This is a genomic window from Nonomuraea sp. NPDC048916 (assembly GCF_040649575.1).
Classification (GTDB): Bacteria; Actinomycetota; Actinomycetes; order Streptosporangiales; family Streptosporangiaceae; genus Nonomuraea.
This window is the reverse complement of sequence record NZ_JBEZFS010000124.1, coordinates 1-1,195: the sequence shown is the minus strand read 5'-3', so window position 1 is coordinate 1,195 and position 1,195 is coordinate 1. Positions and strand designations below refer to the sequence as shown.

Here is a 1,195-nt window from a genome sequence, read left to right as displayed (position 1 = left end):
CTAGTGCCGCATCAGGCCACGTTCGCCCTGTTGATGATCCTGCGTAGGCGGGGGTTGTGAGTGTTGCGGTTGCGCCAGGCGATGTAGCGGCGGATCATGCTGCCCTGCTCGCGGTGGCTGGCATGGTCTGTGCCGTTGAGGGTGAACTCGCGCAGCGCGGTGAACTGGGCCTCGATGCGGTTCAACCACGAGGAGTTGGTGGGCGTGTAGGCGATCTCCACGTTGTTCGCTTCCGCCCATTCGCCCACCCGCTTGTCCTTCTTGGTGGTCAGGTGGGGGCTGAAGTTGTCGCAGATGATCGCGATCCGGACTTCGATCGGATAGAGGCTGCGCAGGTAGCGGCAGAATTCCAGGAACTCTCCGCGTCGCTTGCGCTTCTTGATATGCCCGTACAACTTGTTCTTGCCCAGGTCCAAGGCAGCGAACAGGTGTCGAACGCCCTGGGTGCGGGTGTAGGTGGCGCGCATACGCGTTCGGGGTTCGCGTTCGGGGTCCCTGCCCTTGCCGCCCCGCTCAGCCCACTGCCGGCCTGGACGAGGCTGGAGGTTGAGCGGCCCGAACTCGTCCATGCAGAAGATCACAGTTGGCTCACCGTCGTCGGGGATGACCTGGCCGTCGGCGACGGCGTAGAGATGCTCGATCCGGGCCTTCTTCATCGCGTAATCGGGGTCGTGGGAGCTCTTCCAGGTCTTTATGGCTTGAAAGGAGACACTTTCTGCACGTAGAAGTTCGCGCAGGCCCTCATGGCTGATGTCGTCGACCACCCCCTCGGCAACCAGGAAATCAGCCAGTTTGGCCAGGCTCCAGCGAGAGAAGGGCAGCCCATGCTCGGCGGGCTTGGACTTGGCGATCTTCTTGATCTCAACCCGCTGCGGCAGCGTGAACTTCGGCTGGCGTCCGCCCTTGTACTTGGGGTACAGCGACTCGAACCCGTCAGCGTTGAAGTTGTGGATCACATCGCGCACCCGGTCTTCGCTGGTGAAGCCCAACTCGGCGATCTTCGCCACCGTCATCCCCTGCGCCGACCACAGGACCATCTGCGCGCGCCGCCAGGTCACCACCGACCCGGTGCCCCGCCGTACGATCCGCAGCAGCCGGTTGCCTTCATCGTCATCGATCTCGCGGACGCGAACCCGTTCAGCCACCACAGCAGTCTGAAACGATCACGCCGACCGAGGTGGGACCTTGATCGGCG

1 protein-coding gene is annotated in these 1,195 nt (G+C 63.3%); it reads right to left on the bottom strand.

Going from position 1 to position 1,195, the window contains the following annotated elements:
- Positions 1–11: 11 nt before the first annotated feature.
- A complete protein-coding gene (locus tag AB0C16_RS40035) occupies positions 12–1,145 on the bottom strand; it encodes an IS630 family transposase (RefSeq protein ID WP_357691371.1) in 1,134 nt (377 codons plus the stop codon).
- Positions 1,146–1,195: the final 50 nt, after the last annotated feature.